This window comes from Arsenophonus endosymbiont of Aleurodicus floccissimus (assembly GCF_900343025.1).
In the GTDB taxonomy this organism is placed as follows: Bacteria; Pseudomonadota; Gammaproteobacteria; order Enterobacterales; family Enterobacteriaceae; genus Arsenophonus.
In genome coordinates this window covers 158748-184941 of the sequence record NZ_OUND01000005.1, presented here as the reverse complement: position 1 = coordinate 184941, position 26194 = coordinate 158748, and the positions used below count along the sequence as shown (strand labels likewise).

General features: G+C 42.8%; 34 protein-coding genes and 12 pseudogenes. 44 read left to right on the top strand and 2 right to left on the bottom strand.

Annotation, left to right across the window (positions count from 1 at the left end; translation table 11 throughout):
- Window positions 1-11: 11 nt before the first annotated feature.
- From ARADI_RS14630 to ARADI_RS18985, 6 genes are all read left to right on the top strand, one after another.
- Window positions 12-305: a hypothetical protein gene (locus ARADI_RS14630; RefSeq protein WP_119712494.1), complete on the top strand. Its 294-nt coding sequence runs from the start codon at window positions 12-14 to the stop codon at window positions 303-305.
- Window positions 305-547 (top strand): hypothetical protein, encoded by a 243-nt coding sequence (locus ARADI_RS19000; protein WP_238149513.1) that lies wholly within the window; start codon window positions 305-307, stop codon window positions 545-547. The genes ARADI_RS14630 and ARADI_RS19000 overlap by 1 nt, the downstream gene beginning before the upstream one ends.
- A gap of 33 nt (window positions 548-580) precedes the next feature.
- Entirely contained in the window at window positions 581-811 is a 231-nt protein-coding gene (locus tag ARADI_RS18995) for a hypothetical protein (protein ID WP_238149512.1), read from the top strand.
- A complete protein-coding gene (locus ARADI_RS14620) occupies window positions 808-1395 on the top strand; it encodes a YqaJ viral recombinase family protein (RefSeq protein WP_255420740.1) in 588 nt (195 codons plus the stop codon). Before ARADI_RS18995 ends, ARADI_RS14620 begins: the two co-directional genes overlap by 4 nt.
- 76 nt (window positions 1396-1471) lie before the next feature.
- Window positions 1472-1633 (top strand): hypothetical protein, encoded by a 162-nt coding sequence (locus tag ARADI_RS18990; protein ID WP_238149511.1) that lies wholly within the window; start codon window positions 1472-1474, stop codon window positions 1631-1633.
- 69 nt (window positions 1634-1702) lie between these two features.
- Window positions 1703-2038, top strand: coding sequence for a hypothetical protein (locus tag ARADI_RS18985; protein ID WP_238149510.1), 336 nt, complete (start codon window positions 1703-1705; stop codon window positions 2036-2038).
- Window positions 2039-2478: 440 nt separating this feature from the next.
- Here the strand turns inward: ARADI_RS18985 and ARADI_RS14610 are convergent, their stop codons facing one another.
- Window positions 2479-2742: a CCDC90 family protein gene (locus ARADI_RS14610; RefSeq protein ID WP_119712492.1), complete on the bottom strand. Its 264-nt coding sequence runs from the start codon at window positions 2740-2742 to the stop codon at window positions 2479-2481.
- A 108-nt stretch (window positions 2743-2850) separates the two neighbouring features.
- On the opposite strand from ARADI_RS14610, the gene ARADI_RS21370 reads away from it, so the two are divergent.
- The 26 genes and pseudogenes from ARADI_RS21370 (at window position 2851) to ARADI_RS14500 (ending at window position 15052) form a co-directional block, all read left to right on the top strand.
- Window positions 2851-3078: a KilA-N domain-containing protein gene (locus tag ARADI_RS21370; RefSeq protein ID WP_369407045.1), complete on the top strand. Its 228-nt coding sequence runs from the start codon at window positions 2851-2853 to the stop codon at window positions 3076-3078.
- Entirely contained in the window at window positions 3041-3277 is a 237-nt protein-coding gene (locus ARADI_RS18980) for a KilA-N domain-containing protein (protein WP_369407057.1), read from the top strand. Before ARADI_RS21370 ends, ARADI_RS18980 begins: the two co-directional genes overlap by 38 nt.
- Before the next feature lie 17 nt (window positions 3278-3294).
- The gene (locus ARADI_RS18975) at window positions 3295-3408 is read left to right on the top strand and encodes an antA/AntB antirepressor family protein (protein ID WP_238149508.1); all 114 of its coding nucleotides are present in this window, start codon (window positions 3295-3297) and stop codon (window positions 3406-3408) included.
- Window positions 3409-3420: 12 nt separating this feature from the next.
- Window positions 3421-3600 (top strand): antA/AntB antirepressor family protein, encoded by a 180-nt coding sequence (locus ARADI_RS18970; protein WP_255420753.1) that lies wholly within the window; start codon window positions 3421-3423, stop codon window positions 3598-3600.
- 87 nt (window positions 3601-3687) lie between these two features.
- Window positions 3688-4116, top strand: coding sequence for an ORF6N domain-containing protein (locus tag ARADI_RS21940; RefSeq protein ID WP_119712491.1), 429 nt, complete (start codon window positions 3688-3690; stop codon window positions 4114-4116).
- A gap of 32 nt (window positions 4117-4148) precedes the next feature.
- Window positions 4149-4484: a hypothetical protein gene (locus ARADI_RS21935; RefSeq protein WP_119712490.1), complete on the top strand. Its 336-nt coding sequence runs from the start codon at window positions 4149-4151 to the stop codon at window positions 4482-4484.
- A 326-nt stretch (window positions 4485-4810) separates the two neighbouring features.
- Window positions 4811-5242 carry a BRO-N domain-containing protein gene (locus tag ARADI_RS18965; RefSeq protein WP_238149506.1) on the top strand — a complete coding sequence of 144 codons (432 nt, stop codon included), beginning with the start codon at window positions 4811-4813 and terminating at the stop codon, window positions 5240-5242.
- 119 nt (window positions 5243-5361) lie between these two features.
- Window positions 5362-5514, top strand: coding sequence for a hypothetical protein (locus tag ARADI_RS18960; protein ID WP_238149505.1), 153 nt, complete (start codon window positions 5362-5364; stop codon window positions 5512-5514).
- A 543-nt stretch (window positions 5515-6057) separates the two neighbouring features.
- Window positions 6058-6375, top strand: coding sequence for an ash family protein (locus ARADI_RS21360; RefSeq protein WP_369407056.1), 318 nt, complete (start codon window positions 6058-6060; stop codon window positions 6373-6375).
- 330 nt (window positions 6376-6705) lie between these two features.
- Window positions 6706-7134: a replication protein gene (locus ARADI_RS14575; protein ID WP_119712489.1), complete on the top strand. Its 429-nt coding sequence runs from the start codon at window positions 6706-6708 to the stop codon at window positions 7132-7134.
- A gap of 201 nt (window positions 7135-7335) precedes the next feature.
- Window positions 7336-7611, top strand: coding sequence for a hypothetical protein (locus ARADI_RS14570; RefSeq protein WP_147392424.1), 276 nt, complete (start codon window positions 7336-7338; stop codon window positions 7609-7611).
- Between the two features lie 12 nt (window positions 7612-7623).
- A pseudogene (locus ARADI_RS14565) lies at window positions 7624-8058 on the top strand (hypothetical protein); the annotation flags it as partial.
- Window positions 8059-8064: 6 nt separating this feature from the next.
- Entirely contained in the window at window positions 8065-8598 is a 534-nt protein-coding gene (locus ARADI_RS14560) for a replication protein P (RefSeq protein WP_119712486.1), read from the top strand.
- Between the two features lie 92 nt (window positions 8599-8690).
- Window positions 8691-8879, top strand: a complete 189-nt coding sequence (locus tag ARADI_RS14555; protein WP_119712485.1) for a hypothetical protein — start codon at window positions 8691-8693, stop codon at window positions 8877-8879.
- A gap of 50 nt (window positions 8880-8929) precedes the next feature.
- Complete coding sequence (locus ARADI_RS21355; protein WP_369407044.1) at window positions 8930-9160, top strand: DNA N-6-adenine-methyltransferase; 231 nt, start codon at window positions 8930-8932, stop codon at window positions 9158-9160.
- A 44-nt stretch (window positions 9161-9204) separates the two neighbouring features.
- Window positions 9205-9399: a DNA N-6-adenine-methyltransferase gene (locus tag ARADI_RS21350; RefSeq protein WP_369407043.1), complete on the top strand. Its 195-nt coding sequence runs from the start codon at window positions 9205-9207 to the stop codon at window positions 9397-9399.
- A 236-nt stretch (window positions 9400-9635) separates the two neighbouring features.
- Entirely contained in the window at window positions 9636-10001 is a 366-nt protein-coding gene (locus ARADI_RS14545; protein WP_147392423.1) for a RusA family crossover junction endodeoxyribonuclease, read from the top strand.
- Window positions 10002-10069: 68 nt separating this feature from the next.
- Window positions 10070-11125: pseudogene (locus tag ARADI_RS14540) on the top strand (DNA-methyltransferase).
- Window positions 11126-11218: 93 nt separating this feature from the next.
- The gene (locus ARADI_RS14535) at window positions 11219-11404 is read left to right on the top strand and encodes a phage holin family protein (RefSeq protein ID WP_119712482.1); all 186 of its coding nucleotides are present in this window, start codon (window positions 11219-11221) and stop codon (window positions 11402-11404) included.
- Window positions 11405-11902: 498 nt separating this feature from the next.
- The gene (locus tag ARADI_RS14530; RefSeq protein ID WP_182853284.1) at window positions 11903-12151 is read left to right on the top strand and encodes a hypothetical protein; all 249 of its coding nucleotides are present in this window, start codon (window positions 11903-11905) and stop codon (window positions 12149-12151) included.
- 56 nt (window positions 12152-12207) lie between these two features.
- A pseudogene (locus ARADI_RS14525) lies at window positions 12208-12609 on the top strand (lysozyme); the annotation flags it as partial.
- 166 nt (window positions 12610-12775) lie between these two features.
- Window positions 12776-13303: pseudogene (locus ARADI_RS14520) on the top strand (phage antirepressor N-terminal domain-containing protein).
- Window positions 13304-13324: 21 nt separating this feature from the next.
- Window positions 13325-13531, top strand: a complete 207-nt coding sequence (locus ARADI_RS14515; RefSeq protein ID WP_119712480.1) for a hypothetical protein — start codon at window positions 13325-13327, stop codon at window positions 13529-13531.
- Between the two features lie 159 nt (window positions 13532-13690).
- Window positions 13691-14380: a Rha family transcriptional regulator gene (locus tag ARADI_RS14510; RefSeq protein WP_119712479.1), complete on the top strand. Its 690-nt coding sequence runs from the start codon at window positions 13691-13693 to the stop codon at window positions 14378-14380.
- Entirely contained in the window at window positions 14377-14868 is a 492-nt protein-coding gene (locus tag ARADI_RS20080) for a lysis protein (RefSeq protein ID WP_255420739.1), read from the top strand. The genes ARADI_RS14510 and ARADI_RS20080 overlap by 4 nt, the downstream gene beginning before the upstream one ends.
- Before the next feature lie 13 nt (window positions 14869-14881).
- The gene (locus ARADI_RS14500; protein WP_119712478.1) at window positions 14882-15052 is read left to right on the top strand and encodes a DUF551 domain-containing protein; all 171 of its coding nucleotides are present in this window, start codon (window positions 14882-14884) and stop codon (window positions 15050-15052) included.
- Between the two features lie 265 nt (window positions 15053-15317).
- Here the strand turns inward: ARADI_RS14500 and ARADI_RS14495 are convergent, their stop codons facing one another.
- Complete coding sequence (locus ARADI_RS14495; RefSeq protein WP_182853283.1) at window positions 15318-15482, bottom strand: hypothetical protein; 165 nt, start codon at window positions 15480-15482, stop codon at window positions 15318-15320.
- A 221-nt stretch (window positions 15483-15703) separates the two neighbouring features.
- Here ARADI_RS14495 and ARADI_RS14490 point away from each other — a divergent pair, with 221 nt between their 5' ends.
- From ARADI_RS14490 to ARADI_RS14430, 12 genes and pseudogenes are all read left to right on the top strand, one after another.
- Entirely contained in the window at window positions 15704-15964 is a 261-nt protein-coding gene (locus ARADI_RS14490) for an HNH endonuclease (protein ID WP_238149504.1), read from the top strand.
- A 166-nt stretch (window positions 15965-16130) separates the two neighbouring features.
- Window positions 16131-16595: pseudogene (locus tag ARADI_RS21930) on the top strand (phage terminase small subunit P27 family).
- Window positions 16546-18305, top strand: a pseudogene (locus ARADI_RS14480) (terminase large subunit). Before ARADI_RS21930 ends, ARADI_RS14480 begins: the two co-directional pseudogenes overlap by 50 nt.
- Window positions 18305-19623, top strand: a pseudogene (locus ARADI_RS14475) (phage portal protein). Before ARADI_RS14480 ends, ARADI_RS14475 begins: the two co-directional pseudogenes overlap by 1 nt.
- Window positions 19624-19653: 30 nt before the next feature.
- A pseudogene (locus ARADI_RS14470) lies at window positions 19654-20512 on the top strand (head maturation protease, ClpP-related).
- A gap of 12 nt (window positions 20513-20524) precedes the next feature.
- Window positions 20525-21772: pseudogene (locus ARADI_RS14465) on the top strand (phage major capsid protein).
- Window positions 21773-21831: 59 nt separating this feature from the next.
- Window positions 21832-22059: a head-tail connector protein gene (locus tag ARADI_RS14460; RefSeq protein ID WP_119712477.1), complete on the top strand. Its 228-nt coding sequence runs from the start codon at window positions 21832-21834 to the stop codon at window positions 22057-22059.
- 457 nt (window positions 22060-22516) lie between these two features.
- Window positions 22517-23058: pseudogene (locus tag ARADI_RS14450) on the top strand (hypothetical protein).
- Window positions 23048-23588, top strand: a pseudogene (locus tag ARADI_RS14445) (phage tail terminator protein). The pseudogenes ARADI_RS14450 and ARADI_RS14445 overlap by 11 nt, the downstream one beginning before the upstream one ends.
- Window positions 23585-23851, top strand: a complete 267-nt coding sequence (locus tag ARADI_RS14440) for a DUF2635 domain-containing protein (RefSeq protein WP_119712476.1) — start codon at window positions 23585-23587, stop codon at window positions 23849-23851. The pseudogene ARADI_RS14445 and the gene ARADI_RS14440 overlap by 4 nt, the downstream one beginning before the upstream one ends.
- Window positions 23841-25352 (top strand): annotated as a pseudogene (locus tag ARADI_RS14435) (phage tail sheath subtilisin-like domain-containing protein). The gene ARADI_RS14440 and the pseudogene ARADI_RS14435 overlap by 11 nt, the downstream one beginning before the upstream one ends.
- Complete coding sequence (locus ARADI_RS14430) at window positions 25352-25717, top strand: phage tail tube protein (RefSeq protein ID WP_119712475.1); 366 nt, start codon at window positions 25352-25354, stop codon at window positions 25715-25717. The pseudogene ARADI_RS14435 and the gene ARADI_RS14430 overlap by 1 nt, the downstream one beginning before the upstream one ends.
- The last annotated feature ends 477 nt before the right edge of the window (window positions 25718-26194 follow it).

Sequence of the window (26194 nt, the reverse complement as noted above, 5' to 3'; positions counted from 1 at the left end):
AAGGAGACGTAATGGATCTGGCAACCGAGAAAAAAATTTTACGCATAATCAATGACTTCACACAAGAGCAACTTGAAGCCTGCGATAAAGAAGGCGAACGCATTTATGAATCTTTAAATGACGGCTATCTTGCTCACGTCTTATCAAAGCAAATCTTTACTTACGAAGATAATTATGATGAGTCTCTTCTCGTAATCCAAACCACCCCTGGTTTCAATAATGCACTCTATGACTTAGTTCAACAACTTGCCAAAATTCTTTATGTGAAGAAGTGTCAAGATTCTTATTATGAGGCGCCCGCTTAATGACAGAAAAAACGCATTATAGAAAGGCGTTCGATTCCCCTTATTTGAGCAGCGCCGATATTGTTGAACCAACAGTATTAACCATCTCTAAGGTTTTATTTGAAGCGGATAAGACGAGAAGAACAAAAAATGTTTTTAACACGGCTTATTTTAAAGAGAAAGAAATTAGACCCGACGAGGCAGTTAAGCCAATGATTCTCAATGTGACCAATAGCAAAATGGTTAGACAAATAACCGGTTAGCCGTTTCTTGAAGATTGGCGAAATGTAAAAGTCATGATTTGCGTTGAACGGGTAAAAAACCGACAAGAATATGTCGATGGGTTAAGAATATATCCCGTTATCATCAGGAAAAAAATATTAACGCCAAGTCAGCTAGAGTTATGGGAAAGAGCCAAGCAAAGTTATCTTAATACTGGCTCGCTAGAAAAAGTATTAGCGCATGTTGATATGTCGCTGGAAGACCAGGAACGCCTCAAGAAGGAGTGTACTAATACAATGGTATGACGTACAGCAAAATACGGAAGAAATGGGATGCGCTTCGTTTAGGAAAGGTGACTGCATCACAGTTTAGCTGTTTTATCAGCAACCAGGGAAAAGCTTTCGGCGAACCGGCAAAGCGATATGCGTTACAAATTGCCCTGAAAATTATTACAGGGAAAAAATCAGAATTTAGTTTCACTAATGATCACATGTTCATATTACGCGGACACAAACAGGAGCCAATAGCCAGAAGGCTATATGAAGAAATAAACTTTGTTGACGTAACTAACGGTGGATTTTTTGATTGCGGTGATTATGGCGATAGTCCTGATGGATTAGTCGGAGATGACGGGATTATTGAAATTAAGTCTGTTACCGCGCCCGTGCATTATGCCACTTTGGAACACGAATCTTTTGACCCTGCTTACAAATGGCAACCCATAGGGCACTTTGATTGTACAGGTCGTGATTGGGTGGATTTTATTAGTTATTGCACGGATTTTCTAGAAACAGGTCAATTAATGACCCACAGGTTATATCGTAAAGATTATCAGGAAGAGATTCAGCAACTTCAAATACGCCGAACTCAATTTATTGATTTTATTTAATTAACCCTCAATCGAATCAAAAAGAAAATCTCGTTTTAAAGGAGAAGTATCTTGGATAATATTACGTTCACTTACAATGCAGAATCTGCGTTGGCTGCGGGTAAAAGTGGATTTATTACGGAATCGGGGGGTCTTATGTTGTTACGATTCGGGAAGCAAAATATGTCACCAGCGGCGGCGGCGCTGTGAATCGATTGAATTTTCGGTTGAGGCTGATGATGGCAAGAAAGCCAACTAACTCAACGTCTATTGTAAGAAAAAAGACGGCCCGCCAAATCAATATGGTATCAACATGATCCACGCCATTATGAGTTGTACTGATGTCGGTCAATTAACAACGAAAATGATTAATGTCCATACCCATATAGCACCAGAGCTTACCAATAAACGTATTGGTTTTGTCTTGCAAAAAACGCTGAAAACAAAAACGAACGGACAAGATACTTACAGTTTCGACATTCTCTTGCCTTTCGTTGCGCAAACTCGTCAGACGCTAGAAGAAAAATTAAACGGACTTTCTTCTGAAATAATAGATAAAAAGATTGCCATGCTACAGGATAAAGATGAAAGGAAGCACGCCCCACCAAGCTACTATCAACAATATCAATCGGAATATCCTGGGGATGATGTGTTTTGGGGTTAAAAATAAATTAATTGTTAGTGGAAAAGTTTTAACCAAAAACTAAAAGAATAGATTTATAAAATATAAAAAATATAGCCAAACCTCTACACAAATAGCGCTTAATATTTTCAAAAGCCAAAACAATATTTTATATAATTCTTGGGTTATATCTGAAAACGTTATGTTGCCTCTTTTTATTGAAGACCTTAAGATGAAAATATAATAAGTAATAAGAAAAAAAAATAAGGCTAATAAATATGGCTATATCTTTAACAATAACTTCTTAAGGCAAAAATTTAATTATTAATACCGCAAGGGTTGATGCAAGACCAATAGTTATAACAATAACTCTGCTGAGTTTTATTAGTAATCCATTAGTTAATGCCTCCATATCTTTGCGGACTAGGCTTATTTGAGCATCAGTTTTCTCAAAACGAGCTTGTAGCTGTGTTTCGCTTTTTTCAAAGCGGATATTCCATATCCTTACGAACATCGGCAATCTGAGCCTCAACTTTCTCAAAACGATGCTCCATGTCTTTACGGACATCGGCAATTTCTGCGGATAAATCCTTGCGAACGTCTTCAAGATCGCGCTTGGTAGCAAGGTCAGCGACTTCATGTGATTTACGCACAACAAGGGATATCGCCTTAGCCTGATCTTTCGGCAACCCAACGTTTTCTAGTGTTTCGACAAATTCTTGTGTATCAAATGCGATTTGGCCCATCGTGAAATTTCTCCTTTTGGTCAAGTGTAACCTTTTTTAATGCCAATCTGCAAAACTTTGCTAGTCCTCTAAGCATTTTGACAACATCTAGTAGATGAAGAAATCAATATGAACAAATTAATTGTAATCGAAAATACTGGCGTCCGTCAGGATGCTTTCGGGCGTTATTGTTTGAATGATTTACACAAAGCAGCCGGAGGGTTGGAAAAGGATAAGCCCAAATTCTGGCTTGACAACGAAAAAAACCGGAAACTTAATTGCTCAATTTGTAAGCGAGGGTGGAAATCCTCCCTAGGTTATTCGAGGAGGCGTAGAGCAAGGAACATACGTTGCTAAAGAACCGGTTTATGCATACGCCATGTGGATTAGTGCTGCTTTCAATCTCAAAGTGATTCGTACTTTTGATGAAGTTATTTCTACACCTACACAACCGCTAACCGATAAAGTTCAAGCTGGATTGGCAATGCTCGCTTTCTACAAGCAAGAGCGACGTATTCGGCCTTCTGTTATGTTAGAACAATCATTAATCAATTAATTTTGAGTAATATCTTTATGCAAAATTTAATGAATATTGAAACAAAAAACATCAATAATGAATTAATCCAGACTGTCAATGCCCCTGATTTACATGCTTTTTTAGAAATCGGTAAAGATTTTACCACATGAATTAAAGACTGAATTAACCAGTATGGATTTGTTAAAAATCAGGACTACATAATTGTAGGAAATTTGAGCTCCCCAAAATCAGGGAGTGCAAAATCTCGCCAACGTACAATGAAAGACTACTGCATCAGCATCGATATGGCGAAAGAACTATCAATGGTTGAGCGCAACGAAAAAGGGAAACAGGCAAGCTAGTATTTTATCGATGAAGTGATTATGGACAACTTGAATATCTCTGCAACTCAACTCATACCATACACAACTCACTAAAGGACAAACACGATGAAAACTGAATTAATTACTATCGATTCCACTCAATTACCAGTTATTGAGTGGCAAAATGTTCGTGTTGTGACGACTGAAACCCTTGCTTCTGGTTATGACACTGAAGCCTCAAATATCAGAATGAATTTATCTAACAACAAATCTCGTTTTATTGAAGGCATTCATTATTTCAATGTTACGGGTGAAGCGCTAGCACATTTGCGAGTAAATAATATTTACGCACAAATTTCGAACAAAGCACGGGCTATTACCTTATATACAGAAAAAGGCGCAGCACGTATGTCAAAAATTGTTGATACTGATGAAGCATGGTCTTTCTTTGAAAAAATGGAATCTGCTTACTTTAATCAAAAATCATTACCTAATGACCCGACAACTTTAGACTTACCTAATTTCCTTGACCCTGCTGAATCGGCGATTGCATGAGCTGAGCAACATAAAAAATTCAACTGTTAGGTGTGCAGGTTCAACAACTTGAAACCAAAATCGATAGTTTAAAAAACCTATTCCAGGTTGGCATGTCACCCGTCCAGTTCTGTAAACAACTTAATGGCGTAAATATTAACCAGGTCAATTTATTTCTAGAATCGCGGCATTTTCTCTACGATGCAAAAAAGGATATCTACAAGTCTTATGTCTGGCGAGTACATGCTTATGCACACGATAAATATTTAACCGAGTCACCCTATATTGCAACAACGGGTTTTGGGCAACGTCAGTATTACAAAATCGTTCTGCTAAAAAAGGGGCTTCATGGTTATATCAACAATATCTCAAAGGTAAGCTACCACTGAAGAAAAACTGGAATGGTCAATTTGCCCACGAAAAATATAGTCAGGTGGCATAGGGCTATTATCCTGCCCACAATAACCCGCATCAGACGCAGCAACACTTCTACGATAGTTTTTTTCCCTAAGCTTTTAAGCGTCATGATGAACCGATTTGCGGCATAACCCAATCTGTAAATTTCGCACGTTAATAATCCTTAATGCGCTTTAACCATATCCGTTTAACTATGGAAAATGGTTATGACCAAAATTCCCAAAACACAATTAATGCTATTTAAATCTGCTGATTATGATGTTGAGCTTCAAGGCACACAGGGGATAAAAATAAGCCGGTGTTTTTCGCAGTAGAACTGGCGAAGGCGCTTGGATATAAAAATCCGCACGAAGCGTTACAAGACAACTGTAAGTTATTGATTAAACCTAATTCTAGCCAGGCGCTAGAATCAGGATTCGATTTCAAATCTAAAGGTGTCATCCTTGCGCCCGAATCAGATCTCTACCGCCTGATACTAAAAAGCAAACTCCCCTCTGCTGAACGTGTTCAGGATTGGGTATGTAAAGAAGTCTTACCAGTATTACGTCATCAGGGCAGCTACAGCATGAATAAAACTCACCGAGATGAAAGTAGTGGTTTGCCCGAGTACCGCAAGGCCAGAGCGATGCAAATTCAGATGGAGATAGCAGAAAAGACCTTCCAGTGGGCTACAGGGGGCTTTCTGATGCAGCATGTCAAACCGTTATCGCTGGGCTCATCTATCCTATAGCGAGACATGAAGCCATCCCCCTGCCGGTAATTGAAGAAAAGAGCTATACCGCCCCGGAAATCGGCAAGATGTTTAATATTTCAGCTAACAAGATTGGTCGTATTACCAATGACAGCAACATGAAGAACGATACATACGGCAAATACTATCTAGACAAGTCACGCTATAGCAGTAAACAGGTTGAGTCCTTCCACTACAACGAAAAAGCGCTCCAAAAATTCAATGACATACTTGTTGCTGAACAGGAAGCAGCAGCGAGTGAATTCGTTTGACGCAAGGGCAAAACATCAGCTATATTGTATTGAACACCTTAACAAAACGGGTGCCCGGTTTCGTAGCACGAGTATACGAGCGGGCATCATAAGCCGCTTAGAATTGCGGTTTTTTTGTGTCCGAAATCAGTGTTACTTCCCTGTTATGGTGGGACGTGACGGGCGAGCCTTAAGGCTCGCTAGTTTCTCGTATGCTGGTCTACGAACCCTGTTACGTCTCACCACCCCCGTTTCGTAGCGGATGGGTGAGGTTACAAAACCTTATACGAGAGGCAACCGCTATGGCTACTATCCCAATCCCAACTCGCCCTGAGTTTATTAATACCTACTAGGATTATCCCAGAATACTCTACTATCCCTTACGGCAGAGTGTCGTTTAGCGCTAATTATATTAAAAAAACCTTGCCTGTTTTGGCAAACTTCGCCTTTAGTAATCATGCGCTAGTTAATCCTAGTGACAGGTTTGGAACCCTGAATGACTGTATGGCGACAATAGACGCCGAAGATAGCGTCTTTTTTATGTCGCAGACAATGCCCACCTGAATTCAATGGTGGCCTTGTCAGGGCAATCTTCGGATTGGCTGGAGACCATACAGTCCAGTAGTTCCAACCCTGATAGATAGCGTCGCCGCCCATAAAGAGATTGGAACCTCTAGCGGTGATTTCCTGAATAACTGTATGGAGATCGCATCAATGGCGACTACTATCCTCAGCCAAACTCACCCTAAATTTACAGATGTCTATTGGATTATTCCTCTAGATTCAGCCGTTCCCCTACAGCAAAGTGTCATTCACTCGCCAAGATTTCCGCACCTTCACCGCCCTATTCAAAGACAGCCGCCTTATCTGGGCCGGTCGTAAACCTATGTACGCTGGCATGGAAGGAAATCAATATGAGAATTATTGATACCCCGCTACTCAGCAGGAAAACATAAAGCTGGAAATTAGTCACGAAAGTCATAGCAGATTAATTAGAGTAAGAGAAGTCGCCGCTAACATTTACAAGTACTTTGATGCGGGTGAATGTGCAAGTAAACCGAATCCTTGGCTACCTGAAATACTCGACTATCTCTGCGCGAATATAGATTGTATTTTGCACGAAATCGATAAGTACAGTTGAACGACAACTTATCTCATTATCTATTTTTCTTAAAATAAATTAAAGGATTGTCGTTATGACTAACATTACCTATACTAATTTTTAATCAGAAGATAAAGCACATTCATCTACCCATAACTGAGAATGGCTTTACTCAGTGGAATAATAACCTCAAAGAAGCGCTTCTACGCGCACCGATTACATTCCGTCAATATAAAATTTTTGATGCAATTCATAGAATGACGATTGGCTGGGGTAAAGATTACGACCGTATAACAGATATGCAACTCAGTGAAATGACAGGTATCCATCACGCCCATATCAATAGAGCAAAATCAGAATTGATTAAGTTAAACATGCTTTCAATCTGTGGTGATAAAATTGGTGTAAATCAAAATTTCCAAGCGTGGAATCTTTCATCAAATATTACTAAATCAGCGACAAAACAGTGTAGCCCAAACAGCTACACACCAAAAAAAGAGAAAGAAAATAAATATAATAATATAAATCCCCATCCCTAACCCTTCCTTCTCAAAATTTTGACTTAAAGCTAATTTTGGCAGATTCGCTGCGTGGTGAATTTCAAGAGTTTGTCGACAAGTCTGCCGATGAACTGCATCGAGCCGTTGAGCAAAAAATTATCGGACTTGGTTTCGAGTGCAACAGGGAGTTTCGAGTACAGGAACGGGGGTGATGGTCGTTCTGGAAGAATTGATTTGCTGGTGAGTGACAAGCACGGCAACCAATGTGGCATTGAAATCGACGCAAGCTCTCCCAGAGAAAAATCTTTCGCTAAACTAGCCTGTCTGAAATCAGGGATAATCTTACTGCAGAAATCTTCCACAGCAGAAGACTACCTGCAAGATGGTATTTTGGTGGTTGCGGGAGGTATTTCGCTACCGAAAATTCAGATCATCGCGAAAAAATCTAAGCTGGATTTGTCCCGGTTTGAGCAGCTACCCAGCGAATCCGTTTGGGCTGATTATCTCCAGCATTGAAAAAACAAAAAGGCTCACCTCACCCAAACTGCCCTGAATCGACTGGCAACCGCAGTCAACGAAGCCAATGCGCTAGGATATCCCACCGATACCGTACTGGCTGAATGCATGCTGCGAAACTGGCAAGGTTTTAACGCTACCTGGTTAGAAATAAAAAATCGTCAAACAGTCGTCGTGATGAGCTTGAGGCCGCCTGGAACGATACCAGTTGGGCTAATGGACTGGAGGGTGTTTTATGCAATGCGTTTCAACACTCTAACCGCTAAAATTAACCGCCAGCAGTTGTGTGTACAACCGACTGAAAACACGATTAACCCATCTTTCATCAAACTGTTTAACCGATTTTTTGAGAGTCTGAAAGTGATTTTTCCGGCCAGTATTTCAGTGCTAAAAATATCGGTAGAAATCGAAATATTCAAGCAACAATGGATTACCGCATTCGCTTAAAACAACATCAACTCTGACCGTCACATCAACGCAGGGTTGCGTATTGCCAGACAACAAAAATCGCCGTTTTTACCGTCTGTTGGACAATTTATCTACTGGTGTCAGCAAGGTTTAGCAGAGGAATACGGACTACCCACGCCTCAACAACTGAGCGAAAAGTTACAAGCCTACTGCCGCCAACGAGGGCACGATGATATACATGAATTTGACTATGGTTCGAATGCCAATTATTGGCTGGTTCATGAACTTTATCGGGCGATGATTGCTGCATCATTAAACGCAAGACAGTTTGAGGACATAGCAAGGTTGTTGATTGATGGCTTAACAAAAAAATTGCGTAACGGCTATGTGATACCCAAGTCACAGTTATTACTACCGAAAAAGACTTACATGAATCCAACGAGCCAATCTGTAGCCTGGAAAGAATCAGCGCCATCAATGCAAAGTTCGGTTTTGGAAAAAGTCATTCCCAATAATTGCAAAAATCGGTTTGATGGATGGTATCAGAAATCAATTTTAACCAGGCTAAAACGCTCGTAACGGCGTTTTAAGCGACCAAAATAAATAGCTCCATTCACCGCTAAAAGTGGGGTACGAATAGAGCTTGTTAAATTTTCAACAAGTAGTACCTAATGACATACTTAAAAAAAAGCTGGTTTCGACATGAAGCCATTAGTACAAAACAAGCCAACAGGCTGGTCAAGCAATATACGGAAAGGGGTTATCATGTTGAGAAAACACTGAATATCGATCCTGAATTATGGGATGTCGCCGTTAAACTGGTAGAAAGCGGTAATAATCACGCCACGCTGCATGATTAACAAAGTCTGGAACTTTCCGTTATACAAAATCCTACCGTGGTGTAAAAATTATGCTAATCAGTCATACACCGAAACCATTCAAAGATCGGTGGCGTACGCCTATTGAAGTATTTCGAGCATTTGATGCTGAATTTAATTTCAAGCTGGAGGCTGCTGCCGATAAAAGCAATGCGCTATGCAAAGCATTTTTAACTGAACAGCAAGACGCATTGAAATGCGACAGGAATAGCAAAGGTGCTATCTTCTGTAATCCTCCGTACAGCAGATTATGCCCTGGGTGAAGAAAGCTGCCTAGCAGTGTCGAAAGCAGAACCAGACTATTGTGATGTTACTTCCTTCCGATACGTCTACGGCCTGGTTTAATGAGGCTTTAAAAACATCTGATGAAGTGCGTTTTATTACCGATAGGAGGCTATCGTTTATCTCTGCCGAGACGGGTAAAGCAGGAAAGGCAGGTAACAGTAAGGGAAGTGTTTTGTTCATCTGGAAACCGTGGCGAAGGCTTGAGGATACAGGATGACGTATGTATAAAGAAAAGAATTATTAAAACAAGGTGTTGAATGATTGTTTATATTAATATTTTTATTCGATTTTTGTTTATAATCCTGGTCCTTTCAATCCTTTTTTACCTTGGTGTAGTTCAAAATACTGATTTAAGTATTTTTATAGGTAGATGGGAAGCCAAGGCCGAAAAAATCCTCTCATTCATTCAAGAATTTCTGGATAAATATTTTCCAGTAAGGCTTGAATAAAAACATGATAATTGAGCTTCCTTTTCCACTAGCTGTTAATACCTATTGGCGACATAATTCAAAACGCCCCTACTTAAGTGATAAAGCCAAAGAATTTAAAGCAACAACCGCAAAAATTGTCAATGAAATGCGCCAGAAATCCGGCTATCAAAAATTTGAAGGTGAAGTCTCTGTATTGATGCAGCTCTATCTACCCAACAAGATAAAGCGTGATGTGGACAATTATTCCAAAGGTGTACTCGATCCTTTAACTGGGGCGGATATTTGGCACGATGATAGCCAGGTTCGCGTGATGACCGTTGAGAAGATGGATAACAACGGTGGTGTAAAAGGTGGCAAGTGTATCGTCATTATTGATGAATATTGTTAGCCGTCGCTGACTAAAAATCATCAATACACTAACAAAGTCAATCACATTTAAAATCCAAGGTAACAACGATGACTTTTTTAAACCAACCAATATTGGTTAACGGAGACTCGTTGCCATATATCAAAACACTGTCAGATAATTCCATCGATCTTATTGCGACTGATCCGCCATACTATCGTGTTAAATCCTGCGCATTGGACAGACAGTGGAAAACAACCGAGCAATATCTAGCGTGGCTAAATGATTACCTTGTTGAATTCCAGCGGATATTAAAGCCAAATAGCAGTCTCTATCTGTTTTATAGTGAGGCATTGGCCGCTGATACCAAAATTATGCTAAGAAATCACATAAGGGTGTTAAATCACATTATTTAGGCTAAACCGTTTAGCCCGTGGCGGCGACAGAAGAAAGATACGCTCCGCGCATTTTTTCCTAGCACCGAGCGAATATTGTTTACAGAGCAGTGTAGTGCAGAGGGTACAGCAAAAAGTAACACTGGCTATGCAGTAAAATGTGCTGAGTTAAAAAGCGAAGTGTTCGCTCCACTGATTGACTATTTCATCACCGCAAAAAATCAACTCAATATCACGGGCAAAGAAATTGAACAGTATATGGGAAGCTACATGTACCAGCATTGGTTCTCGTATTCTCAATGGCAACTACCCAACAAATCACAATACGAACAATTGCAGCAATTCTTTTCGCAAAAAGCAGCAGAGAAAAGATTAGTGCCGTGTTTTTACAAAAGTCACAATGAACTTCAGCGTGATTACGGTGAACTAATGAAAAACTATGACGAGCTTAAGCGACAATATGAAAACTTACGCCGACCTTTTTCTGTCACCAAAGACGTACCGTATACCGATGTGTGGAACTTTCCACCCGCACTTTATTATCCCGGCAAGCATCCCTGTGAAAAACAATCCGCCTTGCTTGAGCACATTATTAACGCCAGTAGCAAGTCAGGTCATACCGTAGCAGATTTCTTTATGGGTTCCAGTTCGACGGTAAAAGCCGCCATTAAATTAGGTCGACAAGCTATTAGCGTGGAGTTGGAAACAGATAGATTTTGGCAGACCAAAAAAGAAATAGAAATAGAGAATCTTTCCCCCTTAAAGCGATAACACAGAGATGATCTTTTGATGAGGAGCTAACCTTCACACATAAGAAACATACTCTCATCATTTTAAACGCTCGAAAAATAAATAAAACTATCTATGAATAATATTGAAAAATATACAACAGGCACTGCCTATAGTGCCAGCGCGACGACGTTTCTATTTGGTGCCCTATCGCTTAGTGATCGGGCATTGATTACCGGTATTATCTGTTCATTTCTGACCGTTGACCTTAACTGGTACTACCGCCACAAGGAATATAGACTGAAAGTCAAGGAGAACTAGTGAGTCCCTCTAAACCGACTACTTGTTGTGGGTGGGTATGCCGTAAAAATGCTAGTATTCCTATTTAATTTCACGAAGAGATAAATTATAAACTTTATCTCTATAATATTGATGAGCTTTAAAACCTTTAGTCATTATCTCGTATCCCAATAATATTATTTCATCTTTTTTTATCTTGTGTTGCTTTAATTATCTTATCTCCCAAGGAAGAATCATTTGATCTTAACGTCAAGAGATATAATGTTTTTTCCGTAAAAAAATGTCATTAAAAGACCCTGTGTGAGTTATATCCAAAGAAATATAACCATACTTGTACAACCACTTTACCGTATAGACAACTTTTTCAGATTTAGTCTTTATAATTTCAGCGGTTTCCTTGGTATCTATCAAATCAGCAATGTGATAAACGTGAAGGCTTTTTGGTTGTGGGAAAATATTATAGAGAAGAGCGAACAACCTTCCTGAATACTCATAAAACTCGTTAATATTGGACACAATATGAACGAAATCCTATTCAAAAATGAAGACGATATAAATCTAATCAATCAACGACGAGTTGCAATCATAGCACAGCTTATACGTGAAATGGATGAAGTCAGAGCACGCGAATTTTGGCGTTCAACGTTACCCTCTGTTCCGCCCGAAATTTTAGCGGAAGCCTTGACAGTTGGTATTAGCTCATGGTGCATCATTGCTTGTCCCACTTCCATTATTGTCAAGATAATTCACCATGAACGCTCAACTTAAAAACCGCCTTCTGGCAGCGTATTAGAACTTGCTACCGTCTTGGTGCAGTAGCGGGCTATAAGCCCTATCGTGATGGTGGTGGTGTGCTCACTATTTGTCACGGTCATACGGGCCAGGACATTACACAGGGAGAAATCTATAGCGAAAAAGAATGTAACGAGTTTATGAAACGGGATTTACAAGTAGCACGCGCCACCGTTGAACATTATGTCACTGTTCCGCTCTCCGATTTGCAGAAAGCCGCTTTAACTTCATTTATTTACAACATTGGCAGTGGGGCTTTTGCCAATTCAACGCTACTCAAAAAGTTGAACGCCGAAGATATTCAAGGCACTTGTGACCAGATGCGTAGATGGAAATACGATGAAAGAAAGGTATCAAACGGGCTGATTAACCGCAGGGAGGTAGAACGGGAAATTTGTTTAAATCCAAATGCACTAATCAATCCAACTCAATGAGCCTTGGTTATCGTTCAAGGCTTTTCTATCCGCCCCGCTGCGTGAAGAATCACATCGAGCCTGAACCATTTAAAATGAGCCTTTGAGGAAGTCGGTTAGTGCTGGCGAGCCTCGATGGACTGATTTTCTGTGCGGCAAAGGCTTATTTCAAAGTAAGGAAAACGTAATGAACACAATCACTGTTCCTTTTCATGGCAATGCACTGTATATCGTGAATCACAACGGCGAACCGTATACCCCGATGAGACCTATTGTTGAGGCGATGGGCATGGTTTTGGCAGCTCAATTTGTTAAGTTAAAATAACGGTTTGCTTCAACTGTTTCGGAAATCGAAATGGTTGCAGATGACGGAAAATCCAGAAAAATGCTTTGCCTTCCGCTGTGTAAACTTGCAGGTTGGCTACAAACAATTAACTCCAATAAGGTTAAGTTAGAAATCTGCGAAAAAGTTGTTCAGTATCAAAAGAAATGCGATGACGTTCTCTATGAATACTCGACTAAAGGATAAGTTGTCAATCCTCATAAACGCAGTGTTATGCAGGAACTTAATGCTGCTTGTGCTGAATTAAAAAGCGACAAAGCGATTGATAGTTTGTTTGGTACCGGCTTGAGTGAATGGAAAAATATTAAGGCAGCACATACGAAGAAGGTTAAGGGGTTGATTGAAGAAGCTCAATTGTTATTGATTTTTTGAGGAAGCAGGATAACTGTTATCATGAATAGCATAGAATTCATTGAAAATCATGTAGTAACTGAACTTGTTAAGCAGGGTTATGAACAATCTGTAGCCAGAATCAGTGCAGATGTTGCAGTGGAGCACTATCGTCGCCATGCAGCCAGTGCCAAAGAGAAGATTTTTTCAGATTGTCTACATATTGCCAAAGCCTGGGCTAGAAAGTATCAGCCTCAAATAAAGAAATAATTAAGCAGTTCAAAAACACTCTACAGCACCATGCCCGGTGCATATCAACCATGAGCCTTTTGGGATAGAGCCTTGAGGATAGCCGGTGGCAATCATTGCGCCTACTTATGGGCTGGTTATTCCTGGGCACGAGGCTCTATCACTAAAAGAAAATAAATAATGCAATTAGTTGAAATTAAAAAATCTGATCTTGTAGCGAATACTATCGCAATTGCTGAGGGTGTTAAGAAAAATCATGACACCATTATCAAGCTCGTTGACCGTAACAAAGCCGATCTTGAAGAGTTCGGGCCACTCAGATTTGAAATCCGTATGGTTGAAAGAAGTCAAGGCGGTGGCAGGTCTCTTCGTGTTGCATTTCTCAATGAGCAACAAACTACACTCTTAATTACTTACATGCGCAACAATGATATTGTTCGTACATTCAAGAAGAAACTTATTTCCGATTTCCTTCGTATGCGAAAGGCATTAGCAAGCAAGAAAATGGATCGCAATACCGCCCGCCTCGAATACAAGCCGATGACCGACGCCATCAAGCATGAGCGTGAAGCGCAAGGTAAGATGATTGCACGGTATCACTTCAGCAACGAAGCCGACCTAATTAACCGTATCGCGCTTGATATGACGGCGGCTAAGTTCCGTGTCTATCACGATATCGGGAAGAAAGAATCCATCCGTGACTATCTGACGCCAGAACAGATCCACTGCGTTACTGAACTACAACGCGCTAACACGGTATTCATTGGCATGGAATGGGACTTCGAGCAACGTAAATCTACGTTAATGGGGATATTCAATAAAAATCATCGCCTACCTTTGATTGAAGAGCAGCAAAGGCTAGCAGCATGATGCGTTGGCAATTTCCTATTATCGCTGAACTCCTTGCCTCAATGCTGGGGACTGCCCTGTATTACCGTACGCTGTATTATGATGCTGAAAAAGCACGAAAGATTGCCGTATCAGATAGGGAAAAACAACAGGTTGCATTTGAACAGCTAAATCGGCAGATGCAGACCGTCACTGCGCTGGACACACAACACACCAAAGAGCTTGAACATGATCAGAACCTTATTGCACAGCTTGAGCACGATATGGCTGATGGTCGTCGTCGTCGGTTGCACGTCAAAGCAATCTGTCCCAGTGTGTCCACCAATACCAGCCCCTCCAGCCTGGATGATGCGGCCAGCGCCAGACTTGACTACATCGCTCAACGAAATTATTTCATCCTCAGACGACGAATTGAAATTGCAGAACAGCAAATAAAGGGCTTGCGGGATTATATCCGGCAGGTAGTACTCTCTCATCAAAGAAAAAGCAGGAATAAATCATTGGATTGATTGTCGTGTTGGTATGCCAAGTATTGACGATAACGTACTGATTTATCGAAAAGACAACAATATTCAATTGGTAGGCACTTATCTAGGAAATAACAAATTCTACTATAATCATTGTTGCCAAGGTATCCAGAAAACTTGTACTGCCAGTCACTGGATGCCGTTGCCTGAGCCGCCGAGTGAATAAATCACAAAAGTGTTCATATTAGAGACCTATCTCTCTTTTTTGCAGGAGGAACAATGAGAATTACAATAGGTCTTCAGGTCTGGTTGAAGGATAGATATTATCTTCTTTGTGAAGCAATATGGGCAAAGATGTACACTTACTTCCGCCTCATTCATAATTTGCTGTTTAGAATAAATAAATGTACCTATTTCAAGTTGATTCAAAATATAATTTTCAGCCTCGCGTGCAAAGTTTTCAAACTCAGCAATTTTTGCTTTGAGATGCGCTATTTGTTCTTTTTGTGATTGGATTCCTCACCGAGACCTAAACAGTCAGATTGAAAATTAAACAGTTTTCCTTGTGGTTCAAAAGTGGTTGCTTTAACGTCAGCATCAATTTTAGCTTCACTTATGGTTTTCGCGAGACTAATAGTTTCTTTAAGAGCGACCATAGCCTCTAGAATTCAGTTATCACTTTGATTATTCCTTTTGTTGTTTGGGCATAACAGGATGCCATCCTGCATGAAACATCAACACGGATGATAGAATATGCCCAGCCAAATTCCTAAACCTTCCTGTAAAACAGGGTTGTCCTTATAAAGAAAACCCAACTCTACAATTCCCGCTGGGATAAATCGAGACGCGCATTTCTTGCCAGAAATCCTTTGGTGTCATGTGTCAAGCCAATAACTTCATCAATCCAGCAACCATGGTTGACCATGTCGTCGCGCACCGTCTGCGCTTTGCTAAGACGATAGAAGAATTGAAGATAGCCCAAAAACTATTCTGCGATGAAAAGAACTGGCAACCACTCTACACTCAACATCACAACACAACCAAGCAGCGAATGGAGAAAGGTAACAAAGGCTATGGCTGTGATGAAAACGGCATGCCGGGTAATCCCAATAGTCACTGGTATCAACAAAACAAATAGGGAGGGAGGGAGGGTTAAAAGTTCCAGTAAAAAGGGCTTGCTGACCTAAGTTTCCCCTTTGTGTACACAGTCGCGAAATGAAAACTTTTTTGATCGCTAGTTATCTTATTGAAAATAAATACTTTTTAAAACTGATGGTTTTATTTAACAAAAAAGGATGGATTTTATGGCAGGAAGACGCCCAAAACCGACTGCCTGTAAATTAATCACCGGTAATCCGGGTAGAAGACCGCTTAATAGCGGCCTACCCCATCACTTTAGTAGCACCTCCGCCAATACACCTGTCTAATCCGGCAAAAGAGACCTGGAACCGCCTGACTTTGCTGTTAAATAGCATGGGTGTGTTAACTATCGCTGATACTTTTGCGCTGGAACGGCTGTGTGATATTTACGCTGAGATCTTGCGGTATCGTGTCTTGATAGTGCGCAACGGTGAAACGTTTGAGGTGCACTCTCAAAATGGCGTATTAATCAATGCCAATCCAGCCGTTTCGATGCTGGATGACGCGGATAAGCGCTTTAAGAGCTATCTGGTGGAGTTTGGCTTAACACCCGCGGCAAGAACCAAGGTGAGAGAACGCATGAAAAAGAAAAACAGTCTGACGAACTCGACGAATTCTTCTCTCACTGATTTAGCCAGTCACTATGCCACTCAGGTAGTTTCATGTGTAGAGCTTGCCCCGCCTGATATTCGTCACACCTGTCAGCGTCACTTGCAGGATTTAGCCACACGGCGAATACTCGCGGTATCGTGTGGAATTTATCGGCTGCTCAGCGTGCTATTCGTTTTTTTCCAACGTTATTGAAATTGAACGGTGTTATCTATGAAGACAAACCCTTTCATTTGCTGCCCTGGCAAGCGTTTGTCGTAGGCTATCTCTTTGGCTGGAAAAATAACGAAGGGCAGCGGCGCTTTCGCATGGCCTATGTTGAGACAGGAAAAGACGCGGGCAAATCGCCACTGGCTGCGGGTATTGGGTTGTACTGTCTGGTTGCCGATAATGAAGCGCGAGCCGAAGTCTACACCGCCGCAACCAAAAAAGACCAGGCGATGATCCTGTTTCGTGACGCGGTAGTGATGGTAGATCAGTCACCCAAACTGGCCGAGCGGATCCAGAAATCCGGTGGGGCAGGGAAGGAGTGGAATCTGACATTTTTACAAGCCCGTGCCTTTTTCCGACCTATCAGCGCCGATGATGGGCAATCCGGCCCCCGTCCTCACTGTGCCTTGATTGACGAAATTCACGAACACAAAAGTAATCAGGTCGTTGAAATGATGCGGGCCGGCACAAAAGGCCGCCAACAGGCATTGATTTTCATGATCACCAATAGTGGCCATAACAAAACCAGTGTCTGCTACGACTATCACGAATACGGACGTAAAGTGGCAGAAGGTAGCATTGAAGATGATAGCTTTTTCGCGTTCATCTGTTCGCTAGACGAAGGCGATGACCTCTTTAAAGATAGCGGTTGTTGGAAAAAAGCTAATCCCTCATTAGGGAGGGCATACGTTCAGCGAACGCTATCTACAGGAGCAAGTCACGCAAGCCCGAGGGATGCCCGCCAAAGAAAGCCTGGTTCGCCGTCTTAATTTCTGTCAATGGGTCGATGCGGAGAATCCCTGGATTAATAGTGATAGCTGGATGGCTTGTTAGGAAACTTTGCTGGATTTAGGGTCGCTGGCAAACTTACCCTGCTATGGCGGCCTGGATTTATCTGGTAGGCAGGATTTAACGGCGCTGGCGCTTTTTATTGGCCGGAAGAAAAAGTGGCTTATGTCGAGTTTTGGAGACCGAAAGACACCTTACTGGAGCGTGCCAGGGTCGACAGAGTGCCTTACGATACCTGGTTGCGAGCAGGTTATCTTAACGCACCCCCTCAGCGAATGCAATTAATCTGAGCTTTGTTGCCCAACGGATAGCGGAATTATCCGCACGATATACCCTCAATCGTATTGCCTACGATGCGTATCATATTGATTATTTACGGCCAGAACTAGAAAACGAAGGTGTAAATACGGTATTAACGCCTCATGGACAAGATTTCGGCAAATCGAAACAATCAGGCCTTTCGATGCCAAGATCAATTGAATTGTTTGAGCAGCGTCTTCTCGGTGGCGAATTACGCATTGATTTTAACCCCTGCCTACGCTGGAACGCCGCGAATACCGTTATTGAGGAAGATAAAAACGGCAATCGTGTTTTTAACAAACGCCGAAGTAACCGGATGCATTGACGGTGTAGTAGCACTGGCGATGGCAATCGGGGCCGCCGAGGCTGTTGAGGAAGAAACCGGCGATCTTGACAGCTTTTTAACGAATCCGATTATGATAGGGCTGTAGTGAAAAAACATCAATCTCCCGGTAAAATTAAAAACGCGATACTCAACTGGCTAGGGGTACCACAGAATTTAACGGATACGCTGTCATCGTTTCATGACTATAGCCAAAGTAAGAGTGAGCAAGTGGTGACAACGGATAAAGCCCTGCAACTTTCTGCGGTCTGGGCTTGTGTGCGTCTGTTGAGTGAATCAATATCCACACCACATTACCGCTCAAACTGTATCACCGCGAGTCGGATGGCTTACGCAGTCTCGCACAGCAACACCCTGCTTATCCTGTACTGTGTCGTCGTCCTAATCTAGAAATGACCCCTTCGCATTTTATCCAAATGATTGTTGCCAGCTTATGTTTACGCGGTAATGCCTTTGTTGAAAAAAAGAAGGTCGGTCAACGTCTGGTCTCCATCGTCCCACTATTACCCGAAAACATCACCGTTACACGACGGGATAACGGGCGATTAGAATACCATTATACCGAGAAAACCAAACCGGGTTATACCTCATTAAAACCGCGCGTTATTGCAGATAATGACATGATGCATATCCGTGGTTTTGGGTTAGATGGTGTTTGCGGGATGATACCGCTGAAATCAGGGCGTGAGGTGTTTGGCTCCGCGATGTCGCTGGAAACAACGGCTGCACGGTATTTCCAGAAAGGCATGTCAGCATCCGGTTTTGTCACTTTCTACAAATTACTCACCAAGGAGCAACGAGAAATGTTTAATAAAGAGCTTGAGCGATTTTCAGGGTTAGAAAATACCGGAAAAGTCATGCTACTGGAAGCCGGAATGAAATTTAACGGTATTACCCTAGATCCGCAAACCTCACAAATGCTAGAAAGCCGCGATCATAGCGTCGAAGAAATCTGCCGCTGGTATCGTGTTCCACCGTTTATGGTCGGTCACATCACTAAACAAAGCAGTTGGGCTTCTAGCGTGGAAAGGATGAATCTGATTTTCTTGACCAATACATTACGGCCCTTACTGGTGAATATTGAACAGGAAATCGCCCGCTGTCTTCTGGATAATGACGAGGATTATTTTGCGGAATTTTCTGTTGAAGGACTGCTCAGAACCGATAGCGCGGGGCGAGCTGCCTATTACACTACTGCGCTACAAAATGGCTGGATGAGTCGCAATGATGTGAGACGACTGGAAAATTTGTCACCGATTGATAGCGGAGACCTGTATACCGTTCAGTTAAACCTGACGCCGCTTGATCAATTGGGACAGGAGAATGACGGCGAAAAAACACGAGCCGCACTCAATGCCTGGCTATTCCCTGAAAAGTCAACCGTTCCTAAACCCACTGACACCTAGCAAGAAACAGCATAACTGGAGTTTTCCCTAATGAAAAAAAATGCACTTCCGGTATTACCGACGGTTTCCCCCTACCCGAAAATCACCAGTGAAATTTCACCGTCAGCATTAGCAAAATGGAACAGCAGCATCAGGGCATCACGCCAGGATGATAACACGCTATCGATATTTGAGACGATTGGTCAGGATTGGGCTGGCGAAGGGATCAGTTCTAAACGGATTGGCGCAATATTGCGTTCACTGGCCGGTGAAGATATCACCGTCAATATCAATTCGCCGGGGGGCGATCTGTTTGAAGGACTGACTATCTACAATCAGCTACGTGAATACGCTTGCAAAGTGACCGTAAAAATTCTGGGACTCTCGGCCTCAGCCGCTTCAATTATTGCCATGTCCGGTGACGAGATACAAATCGGACGCAGTGCTTTTCTGATGATCCATAATATTTGGGGCTTGGCAGTCGGTAATCGACATGACTTTGCTGAGATTACTGAGAAAATGACCCCCTTTGATGTTGCCATGCGCGATGTTTACGTCGCCAGAACCGGTATGGATGCAAAGACAATCACCTCGATGATGGATAATGAAACCTGGATTAATGGCGGCGAAGCGGTAGAGAAAGGTTTTGCTGATTCATTTCTGCTAGCGGGATAGCACACAACAGAATCACAATTCGCCGATTGCCGCACTGAGAAAGCTGGACGCACTGTTGGCGAAAGCCAATACGCCTCGAGCTGAACGCCGACGATTGTTTAAAGCTTTACGGGGAGATATGCCGGGCGCTATCACCTCCTCTTACGGTACGCCATGCGCTGCCCATGATGTTTCTTCCGAGACCTTGGCGCAACTAGATAACGCCTTGCATCGCCTGGTCTCAATACCTGATTAAACTGGAGACAATATATCTGATATTAATGAAATGTTTAAGAAAGTAATAGCTTCTATTGAAGAAGCCATTAGCAAATATAGCGCCCAGGCAGAAAAAGCCCTGAAGGAAGCACAAAAATCCGGTGAGCTTTCCGATGAAACCAAAGCGGACGTTGATAAAATGGCGGTTGAATTGAATGCCTTACGCGAAGCAGAAAAAACCCTGAAAGCCCAAGTTGGCGAAGTGGAACAGCATATTGCTCAAATACCGTCGCCAATGCGTTAAACGTCGTAAGTTCTATCGGTCAACAGGTGGTTGGCATGGAGATAGTACAAGCTTTAGGCTCGGGAATAGAATCCAGTAAACGGGTGATAGCCCCGATTAACGCCGCACTTATTTCATCGGATGTCACCAGAACGATTGTCGCCCCCGACCGTCAATCAGACATCTTGATCAAGCCGAAGCAACGGTTGTTTATTCGTGATTTGATTGCCCGTGGCAAGACGCAAATTAACACGATTTATTACGTGAAGCAGAAAAGCTTTACCAATAATGCCAATACCGTCGCGGAAAATACCGCGAAGCCCTATAGCACGATTGAATTCGAAGAGACGACCGTCCCCGTTCGCACGATTGCCCATCTATTTAAGGCATCAAAGCAAATTCTGGATGATTTTTCGCAACTGGCCTCCCTGATCGATATGGAGCTACGTTATGGCCTGAAATACGTTGAAGAGCAGCAAATTCTCTTCGGTGACGGTACCCCGGTTCAAACCTGAACGGGATCTTTACTCAGGCCACTGCACTCAAAGCGGAATTAAAACCAGCACATCGCACCGCAATTGATGATCTTCGGCTTGCCATGTGCTACAGGCACAACTGGCACGGTTTCCTGCGACAGGCCATGTGTTGCACTTCACTAACTGGGCACAAATTGAGCTTATCAAGGATACGCTGGGGCGTTATCTCCTCTTCAATCCGGCAGCCCTGACGACGCCAACCTTGTGGGGCTTACCTGTTGTCGTCACAGAAGCCGCCGAGTTTAAAGATAAATTCCTGGTGGGGGCTTTCAATTTAGGTGCTCAACTGTCTGACCGTGAAGAAGCGAACGTGGCGGTCAGTACCGAGAATACCGACGATTTTGAGAAGAACATGATCTCGATTCGTTGTGAAGAGCGTCTGGCGCTCGCGGTTTACCGCCCCGAAGCGTTTATCAAAGGTGACTTAACCAAGATAGAGGTTTCAGGTAGCGCGGGAAAAGGTGGGAATAACGGAGAGTAATCACCGTTAAACATGATGGCCTACATTGGTAGGCCATTTTTTACTGGAAATAAACCAACATGTTTATTGACAAAGAACAGATTAAACAACAATGCAGGATTGAATTAGACGATAATAATGAAGATGTACTGCTTGAGCGCTATATCGCCGCCGTAGAGCAAAAAACCATCGCACATCTTAACTTTAATCTATACGAAGCCTCCCTACCTAAAACTGACCCTAACAGCCTGGGTTATCAATGCGGCGATTATTCAGGGGATGTTGCTATTGGTAACGAGGTTATATGAGCATCGTGGGGGAATATCCGACATGGAACAGTTGTCTATTTTTCCATTTTTTAAGTTTTTAGTTGATGACTACATGCTGAGCGGACTATGAAACCGCATTATAGCAGATCGTATTCCCGCTTCCCCGATCCCGGGGAGTTAAATAAGCGTGTTTTGTTTTATACGCGACAGGATGAACCGATAGGCGGCAGCGGGATACAGTCAGCAAATCAAGACTAACATACCGTCTGGGGAAAATTGATCCCCGTGAGCGACACACTTCACCTCCACTCTTTTCAAATCAACAAAACCATCATGCATAAAATCATTGTGAGATACAAACAATCCCTTTACTCAAGTGATCAAGCGGTAATTAACGGTGTCGTCTACCTCATACGGGGCGTTACTGATATCCACAGTGCGGGTCGTTTTCTGTCTTTTTACTGTGAAGAAATGCGCAGTCAATCCGAAAGAGGAAATGATTTTGGATAATCTTCATATTGATTTTCATCAACCCAAAGAATTTGTCTTTAATCGCGCAAGGATCCGTCGTGCTTTTGTGAAAGTCGGACAAACGCATCTGAAAGCAGCCCGTCGTCAACTGATGAAGCGGTGTGGTCGTTCACGACCCGATGAAACCCCACGGTGGCAAACCAGACGATTAGCACGATCTCACGATCTATTGGTTATTACGTTCCGAAAGCAACATCACGACGACCCAGGTTAATAGTCAAGATCGCCCCCAATCAGAAACGCGGTGTCGACAGTAAACCCATTGAAGGCGATTTCTACCCTGTTTTTCTGCATTACGGGGTACGTAGCGCTTCTCGCGGCATTTCTAAACAGCACAAACGACAAAAACGTCACCACCAACGCGGGGGATGGCGTATTGAGAAACGTCAAAATTACATAGTCGCCACGTTAATGCGGCTGAAAAGCTAGATGAGCTACACGCTAAAGAGAGCACTGCGTCAATCACTGCGGGCAGCGCGAAAGAAAGGAAAAAATCATGAAACTTAGTCCCATTATTGCGATATTACAAACCTTGTGCCCCCCGTTTTGAAAACAGAGTAGGCAGTGTTTCTCAATATGAGGATTTACCCGATTACGGAAAATTGTCTTTGCCGGCTGCTTACGTTATTCCGGGAGAAGATGTTGTCGGTGAACAACGGTCACAAACGGATTATTGGCAATCATTAACCGAAAGTTTTTACGTTGTGGTGATTTTAAATAACGCACGTAATCAAAAGGGACAATATCCCTCAGTCGACACATTAAATGAAGTCAGGTCTGAAATCTGGCGGGCATTAGTGGGTTGGCAGCCAGAGCCGGGTTGTGGTGCGATTAATTATGCGGGTGCAGAGGAAGCGGATTCAAACCGCGTCGAGTATCACTACCTGTTTAAATTTAATACTGAAACCGAAATCAACGCTGAAGACACACGCCACTCTGCTGAACTGAATAATTTACCTGATTTGCATACCATTGCTATTGACCTAAATGAACAGTCAAACAGCGTAAAATCGCATCTTGAGATGAATATAAAATGATGGGTACACAACCAGAAATTGTTTTTATCAAACCCAAGGTGCCTATTCCGCAATATATGCACGATACAAAAGAATATTTTAGTGAATATCTACCTGAAGAAGGATTGCAGGTTCAAAAAACCCTTTTTTGGATTAGAAGAAAACAGGATGATGATATTGAGGAAGTGAATCAATCCTATACCCCCCCAATCGTGCAAGAGACGACTGATACCGCAAAAACCAAATTAAAAAAAGCAAAGGGGAGACGCCGGAATGACCATTAGCTTTAATACCGTGAGCGCTAATCTGCGTGTGCCTGGTGTTTTTACCCTGAAATGGACAACAGTGCCGCCAACACGAGCCAATGTAGTGGCCCAGCCTTGTTAATTGGACACGCACTACCGGCAGCAACCATCACCTTGAATTCCCCTATGCTTATCCCCTCGGCAGAAATGATGCAACAGTTAGCCGGTCGTGGCAGCCAATTGCACCGCATGGTACACACCTGCCGTCGGATTGATGCGGTCGGTGAACTGTTTGTCATTGCTGTACCTGAAACCAATGGGACGGAAGCAACAGGCGAAATTCACGATTAGCGGCACAGCGAGCGATTCCGGTGTCGTTACCCTGTACATCACATCGGCAATCAGCGTATTTTGGCTGCTGTTAGGAAATCGGATACGGCGAATACCGTTGCAGCCGACCTTAGTAAAGCGCAATCAATGACAATCAGGACTTGCCCGTCACCGCGACAATAGCGGCTGAAAAATCAGCTTAACGGCGAAACATAAAGGGTTAACCGGCAACGATATTCCGCTGATAATGAACTATTATTCGCCAACAGGCGGCGAAAATACACCTCACGGTCTAAATATCACGATTAAAGCCATGAGTGGCGGCGCTTGGTTCACCGGATATGGATAATATCATCAGTGCGATGGGTGACTCCTTATTTGATTTTATTGGCTTGCCTTTCTCCAATTCCGCCTCACTAGAAAAGATGGGAGCGGAGATGAACAATGAGAACGGCCGCTGGAGTCCTTATCTCCAGTTGTTCGGGCATGTTTATACCGCCAAAAGAGGCACGGTCGGCGAACTGATCGCTGTTGGTAACTCGTTAAATGATCCGCATCTCACTATTGCTGAATACCCGCAATACAAAACGCGTTTGATGAACTGCTGGCGGCTCGATTAGCACGTAGCGCAATATTTCTGCGTAACGATCCGGCCAGACCGACTCACAAAGGCGAGTTAAACGGCGTATTACCTGCTCCGTCTGGCAAACATTTTATCTTGACGGAACAACAATCACTCCTTTCACACGGTATCGCTACTGCTAATGTAGAAGGAGGTGTCTTATGTATTTAGCGTGATGTGACAACCTACCAGAAAAACCGTTACGGTGTGGTAGATAACAGCTATTTGTATAGCGAAATGCTCTATACCAGTGCTGATATTTTGCGGCGCTTAAAATCGGTGATCAGCAGCAAGTACGGACGGCATAAACTGGCCGATGACGGGACACGATTCGGGGCAGGTCAGGCGATTGCTACACCCGCCGTCATTAAAGGCGAACTCTGTGCGATTTATCGCCAGTTAGAAAACGAAGGCATTGTCGAAAACTTTGATGCATTTCGTAAAAATCTTATCGTCGAGCGTAACAAGGATGACCCCAATCGTATTGATGTGGTATTTCCGGCGGATTATATCAATCAACTGCGGGTATTTGCGTTATCGAATCAATTCAGACTGCAATATAACAATAGCAACGGTGTGGTGTGGTAATGATTGGGAATAGAAAAATAGGTGGCGTCTTGTCTGTTAAGGCAGACGGCCAGCAATTATCACTGAACGGTACGCTTGAATTCCCTATCAATACCATCATCCGAGAAGATATCGGCGGCTCTGATGGCAGTGTGCATTACAAAGAAACGCACAAGGCACCGTATATTAAGGCTGAATTCAAAGTAGAGCGTAGTTTTCCTATTCAAAAACTGACTTCCGCTGATGAAATGACCATTACTGCCGAATTAGCTAACGGCATGGTGTACGTATTATCTGGTGCGTGGCTGGCGGGTGAATCTGCCTATAACCCACTTGAAGGAACAGTTGAGATGAAATTTCACGGAGATGAAGGATTTTATCAATGAAATCAATGGCACTGAGTAAGCCGATTCAGGTACACAACAACAATGTGAGCGTACTAGACATTCAGGAACCCATGTTTGATCAGGTTGAAAATACGGCATCCCCTTTAGTTACTCTGAACAAGGCGAGATGCGGCTGGGTATGCTCTCAGCACTGGGTTATCTTCCTGAACTGACAGGGATACCCCACTCCTCCGCGCAACAGCTAGCGTTACATGATGTGTTTGTCGCCTCGATGCTCATCGTGGGTTTTTTTACCGGTGCCCAGAACTTGGTAGTCTCAGACGACGATTCTATAACGTTGCCTGGTTCTGGCGACTAAATCCTCTTGAATTACGCCAGCATCCGCTAAGCCAGTTCTTTGATTTGGAAGCGGAGGCTGTGCGTATTAATAAGGAGCAACACGGTGGCTAACAGTATTGAGTTAAAAGCTATTATTACTGCCGTTAACAAACTCTCCGCCCAGCTCAAGGGGATGCG